We start from the raw sequence: 5,701 nt of genomic DNA, 5'->3' as shown, positions 1-5,701 counted from the left end.
ATTTTCGTTCTCAAATTGTATTATATCATCAATTAACTTCATTTTATTCTAGGATGTTTATTATGCTTGCTAACGGTTAGTATATGAAAAGTAGGCGATTTCGAAGAGCAAAACTTTCGTTTAAGCACCGAGTTTGATACGAGCCAAAAACATTGATTTTACTACTAATTCGCCTATTTTTTATATACATTGTTAGCCCACGTATTTTATTCTTTAAATCTTCTTTTTACATACTCAATCAGCTGTCGTCCTTCTAATTTATCGGTTGCAGGGTTTGTCCTAACATAAAATTCATTTCCGTCATAGAAACAAGCCTTTTGTGAAGGTCTGCAGTCGACACGCAAAACGTGCTTGTCCAATACTTGAAATAAGTCAAAGTCAATTAGTGGATAAAATTCTGAGCCAATTTTAGTGTTAAGTGCATTTTTGAAATTGAGCAAATACTTATCATTTGATTTGAAAAAGTCATCTTCAACACCTGTAATTTCTCCATTGTCAGCAACTCCGATTAAGAGTGTACCACCTTCTGCATTTAAGAATCCGACTATGTTTTTTAATGAAGATTTTTCAATTTCCTTGTCCTTTTTTGAAGTGTGAACGTTTTTAGAAAAAGTTTGCTTGAACTCGGTCTTTTTGTTTTCTCCTTTTCTAATTAGGGAAAGAATTTCATCTTCCGAACTAAGTTTCTTTAATGGACTCACAATCGAATCAAACTTTTCCAATATTGTGTTTGCACTTTTTGGGTTAAGACTTAATTCACTTTTTAATTCATTAACTGTGTCTTGAAGCTCTTCTAATTTTTGGTTTGTATGGATTAATATTTTCTGTTCTGCAATTGGCGGAATAGCAAGTTGGCTGTCTTCAATGCTGCTCTTTGTAATGTTTGGTATGAAAGAACCTGTGCTTAATGAACTAAGAATTAATTGTCCCAAATCAGATTCATAGAATAGAGCTAAATACTCTGATAAAACCAATTCAGGGTTAAGCTGGACTTGAAAAATATTCTGGTGTTTTACTCGTATGTCATTAATAGACGAAACAACTTTAGAAGTCCCTATTTTGGGTATATAAACTGAGTTTGGTAAGTCGTGAAAACTCTCTCTTGTCAAGTTAATGGATATGGCAACTTCTGAAAGTCGATAATGTCTGTAGTCCTTGTATTGAGTTTGAAGACCACCAATTTCATTTTCGATTTTTGCCTTCTGGAATGTTACAAATGTTTTACGGTCAACCCACTTACCATTTTGAATATTGTCGCTCTCTTTTTCCTTAAAGTTATTTACAATTAACTCTGGATTTTCATTGTCAATTTCTGCAATAAATAGGTCGTCCATTTTATGACTTTGAAAGCCAATGACAATTGGATTAAATGCTGTTTGTGGTAGATAAAGCTTTTCAGGTGCATTTAGAAATAAATTGGCGAAATAACCTTTAGTTTCAAGAGCTTCAAGAAAATCTTTTCCTGGTTTTGAAAAATAAACAGCAGGTTCAATAACTGCGAATAGAGTTCCATTCGGATTTATTTTCTCAAGTCCTTTGGTGAGAAGGTTCCAATTCTGATTTACTTTTCTATTTTCATCATATATGAACGGTTCTCGTTTCATACCAAAAGGTAAATCAGCGAAAACCATTTCAAATTCTTTTTCGGTTTCCTTGTTTAGTTCAGTTAGTGTTTCATCAAATTGCATTTGTTCCTTATCCACACTCTCAAAACTCGACAACCTTAGAAGAGCTGTTTTCTTCAATCCAAGCGTGTCAGAAAAAACTCTGAGAAATCTTCCTATTTGAATTTGTCCTTTATTCATCTATTGTTGGTTTCATATGTGGGCTAACGGTTTATGTAAGTGGAGTGCGGGATTAAAAGTTGGAAACTTTCAAAACCGCACGGAGCCAATTCGTTTATTCAATATTTCAAATTTTCCGTCAATTGTCGAAGACGAATTGGCGGTGTTGCAACAACGAGCTGCGGTTGAATTACCCGCTGAAACCCGCATTACATTTACATTTTGTTAGCGATAGTTTTTTTATATAATCCGTAATTGTTTAATTATTAAATCCAACCTTCTCAATAAATCGTCATATGTGAAAATATCTATCACATTCTTATATTTTCTTTTTATTATTTCAAAATCATTCTTTTGGGAGTCTTCAAGTTCCTTGTCTCTTCCCATAATAATTATTCCTTTAGGATTTATTATTTTTATTTCCATCCCTTCAGGTAAGTCATTCTTGTATTTCTTTGTTAGTTCCTGTTCGCCTTTTACTCCTGTTTTATTTAAATAAAAAATGTATTTTTCAATTTGCATTATTGTTCCAGATAAATCTCTATTTGGAATGTGATTGTCTCTATATTTATTTCTTGAAATTATATTTTTATCAAATGGGATTTTAATCTCCGCAATGTCCAAATTGCCCATAAAGTCAATTAATCCGAAATCAAGTCTCCTTATTTTTTTATTGTATGAATCTTTAAATCGAACCTCTTTAAACGCAGAAATATATTTTGGGAATAGCAATTGTATTATTTGAATTATCTCATTTTGCCAAGTATCTTCTGAATATGAATTTTCATTATTAAGCATAAATTCAAGTTTCTCATAAATCGTTTCATATTTCTCAATTTCGGAATCTTTAAAAGTTCTTCTTAAAGTACTTTTTCGAGATGTTATCTTTTTGTTTAAATAGCTTTTATAAACCTGCTCATAATCTTTTAAGTTTTCAAAATATTCACTGATTATTGAGCTTACTCTTGCATCACGGTAAATTCTTATTTCATAAGCGTTAGGAAATATTTTAATTAATTTCTCAAACTCTTCATATGGTAGAATATCTTCATTTTCGCCCCCAATATAAACTGGACGATTTACTTTTGTGTCAATTTGTTTTAAGATTGAGATTTTATCAGGTGCGTAAAAATGTTTTTCTGAAAGTTCAATGTCTTTATGAAAATAGAAATCATTTTTGAGCTTAAAAACTGATTTTTTTATTTTATAGTATTCGCCTTTCAGCTTACCAATAATGAAATGATATTCAGCTTCGTCAATTCCATCCTCTACAATCTTTTTGCGAAAATTATTTTTATTAACCGAGAATATACCCCTCAAATTGAATGTCTCTTCTGTTTTCAAATTTTCATCAAGCCATTCCGTAGGTTGAAAGTCAGAATAGTAAACTAACAATAATTGATTTCTTTTTTTCTTAATCTCAATCATTCAATTCTATTTATTTAATTGCATTTGAGCGCTTTAAAATTATCGCTAACGGTTGGTACATGTTGTCGGACGGATTTCGGAGCGCGTTCATGTCCGGTAGGACTGAACTGCGAAACGAGAATCCGAAGTTGGCGTACTACCGCCCCCGGCTGAAATATGTACTTTGTTAGCGGCTGGTTTTTTATTCATGTTTAAGTTGTTAACAGTATAAAAATATCATTTTCCGAGCAAAAGTTTTAAATAACCACTTCGATTTTTTAATTTTTTTTCTATCAAAAGTCAGAGTTACTTGTTGGCTGCAGGTAACCACTGCCGGCAAACAGCTTTGAAACGTGAGCTTTTTGTTCCATGTTTTAACTGCTGGCGAAAAACTTGCGGGAGCTGAAATTGTCCTGCCAATTTTTTTTGTAACAGAAAAGCACTTTAAGCAGAAATAGGTTCGTGGAAACTTCCAAGTGGTCAAAATAATTTGCATTTTCAATGGGCTGGGGGAGAAAAAGGAAAAGAGACTAAGCACCCAAAAAATTGGCAACTTGCAGTAGAAAATCTTTTGCTAGTTTTATGACAGCAATTTACGAGCGAGATAAAAGCCAAAGAACGAACGATTCAGATAACCACCAATTTATTTTTCTTAAACTTGCCGCTAACGGATTGTGCTATGAATAGTTGCCGATTGCGGGTTAATTACTTGTCCAGTTACACCGAACTTAATGCGGGTTACAAACCTTGAATAACCTACTAAACGGCAATTATTTATGAGCACGTGTTGTGTACAGTTTTTATATCAAATTAGCTTTAATCCAATCAATAGAAACATCAATTATTTTTATTATCTCTTCCTGTGTAGTTGCTGACCATAATTGTTCTTCAAGTTCGATAATGATTTTAATATTTTCATTGTCTTTATTGTCATATATAAGTTTTGTCAAACCAGTCGATAACGCTCTTTTACCTTTGATAGTAGGATTAGGAACAAAACTATTATAAACATCTTGGGCTGCATAACCCCAAGGGTCTCCATACTTATTACAATTATCAAAAATTGCTCTTAATAGACTTTCAAATCTAAATCCAGGGTCTGGATTTTCATCGTGAATTAGGTACATATTATTTATTTTTTATTTGTGTTTTAAAATCATTGGGTTTTCCATTAACTCACCATTAATTGATGGTGTCATAATATATTTTTTAAAGTCTCCTAGAGAATTACCAAACTCAATACACATCTTTTGATTTAGTGTGTCAATCGGATTGTCTTTAATTTCAAATTCAAAATTAATTTCAGTTTTTTCTTCGGGCACAAGAATTCCATCTTTGGATAATTCTAGGTTTAAATCAGGTATTTCAAATTCTTTAAGAAATTCTTTGTTATGAAGAATTCTATTTCTTAAAGTAATAAGACTTTCAAGCCTTTTAAAAGAATTATGATTTTCATTTATAACAAAATTACCCTCCGAGATAATGTACGGAGACATAAACAGCTTTCTTCTCAAAGGTAGATTCATATATCCATCACAATATTCTTTGTAGTCAAAAGGACCAAATTTCTTTACTGCAAAATCTGCTAAAATAAAGTTTAGAGAATATTCCAAAGTTGCAGAACATAATGTAAAAAAGCCAAAGTATAAATGCTCGGAATGATTTTCCTCCGATACTTCTTTATATGCACTTCTTAATTTTTTATAATAACTCTCCGTACCATTCCAAAGCACAAAGCTTTTATCATTTCCACTAAGATTTATTATCAATTTACCTGAAGGTTGCATTATAGCTCTTTTTTAAATTGTACACAACGAATGGTTGTATGTGTTCGGTTTTGCCTTGCATACACTACAATTCAAAGTGATACAGCCAATTGGCAAAACTGACATATACAACGTGTTACCAACTGGCGGCTATTCGCTGAACTTGATTAAATGAACAGAATTAATAATTAAAATTTAAAACAATGGAAAATTTAACTTTAAAAGACCTTGCAATAAACCACGAATACTATTGCTCTGAAAGTAACTATTACATCAACGAGGCTTCATTAAAGTACGAAACTTTTGCTGATTTTTATGAGGAATTTCACGATGCAGATGTAGATATGAATTTAGTGTTTAGATGGGATTTACATGAACGAGAAGAAAGCAAAAGACATTACTTGGAAATATTCCAAATGAAACAACGTAAAGGTATATTTACCCCAATACATATTGCATACTTTGATGAAAAAGATATACCATTATTTGTAAAATATTTGAAGCCTCATATTGAAAAATTAAAGAGCATTTGGCAACCTTTTAAATTTTAATTATGGTAAAGTTACCACAAGCGTTGATTAAATGCACCGCCCTTTCTTCCGCTTGTTGGTAACTTACTTATCTGTTCATATTTTTCAACTCTACCCACCATATATTGCTGGATATATTCATGTTTTATGATTTTACAGTTCAAAGTCATTAAGCGGATTTTTTATGTTTTTTAAACTTTTCATACTTACATGA

The 5,701-nt window shown here is 31.7% G+C and carries 5 protein-coding genes; 1 reads left to right on the top strand and 4 read right to left on the bottom strand.

Annotated elements, in window-relative coordinates:
- Positions 1-206: 206 nt before the first annotated feature.
- The 4 genes from ACRD6K_RS19905 to ACRD6K_RS19890 all read right to left on the bottom strand — a co-directional run bounded on the left by ACRD6K_RS19905 (position 207) and on the right by ACRD6K_RS19890 (position 4,978).
- Positions 207-1,805: an ATP-binding protein gene (locus ACRD6K_RS19905; RefSeq protein WP_430974664.1), complete on the bottom strand. Its 1,599-nt coding sequence runs from the start codon at positions 1,803-1,805 to the stop codon at positions 207-209.
- 219 nt (positions 1,806-2,024) lie between these two features.
- Entirely contained in the window at positions 2,025-3,212 is a 1,188-nt protein-coding gene (locus ACRD6K_RS19900; protein WP_430974663.1) for a Shedu immune nuclease family protein, read from the bottom strand.
- A 779-nt stretch (positions 3,213-3,991) separates the two neighbouring features.
- Positions 3,992-4,318 carry a hypothetical protein gene (locus ACRD6K_RS19895; protein WP_430974662.1) on the bottom strand — a complete coding sequence of 109 codons (327 nt, stop codon included), beginning with the start codon at positions 4,316-4,318 and terminating at the stop codon, positions 3,992-3,994.
- 12 nt (positions 4,319-4,330) lie between these two features.
- The gene (locus tag ACRD6K_RS19890; RefSeq protein ID WP_430974661.1) at positions 4,331-4,978 is read right to left on the bottom strand and encodes a hypothetical protein; all 648 of its coding nucleotides are present in this window, start codon (positions 4,976-4,978) and stop codon (positions 4,331-4,333) included.
- A 182-nt stretch (positions 4,979-5,160) separates the two neighbouring features.
- On the opposite strand from ACRD6K_RS19890, the gene ACRD6K_RS19885 reads away from it, so the two are divergent.
- The gene (locus ACRD6K_RS19885) at positions 5,161-5,508 is read left to right on the top strand and encodes a hypothetical protein (RefSeq protein ID WP_430974660.1); all 348 of its coding nucleotides are present in this window, start codon (positions 5,161-5,163) and stop codon (positions 5,506-5,508) included.
- The last annotated feature ends 193 nt before the right edge of the window (positions 5,509-5,701 follow it).

The sequence above is a fragment of the Sunxiuqinia rutila genome (genome assembly GCF_050589705.1).
Classification (GTDB): domain Bacteria; phylum Bacteroidota; class Bacteroidia; order Bacteroidales; family Prolixibacteraceae; genus Sunxiuqinia; species Sunxiuqinia rutila.
Note: the sequence above shows the minus strand (reverse complement) of the source record. Positions and strands in the feature narration are given on the sequence as shown.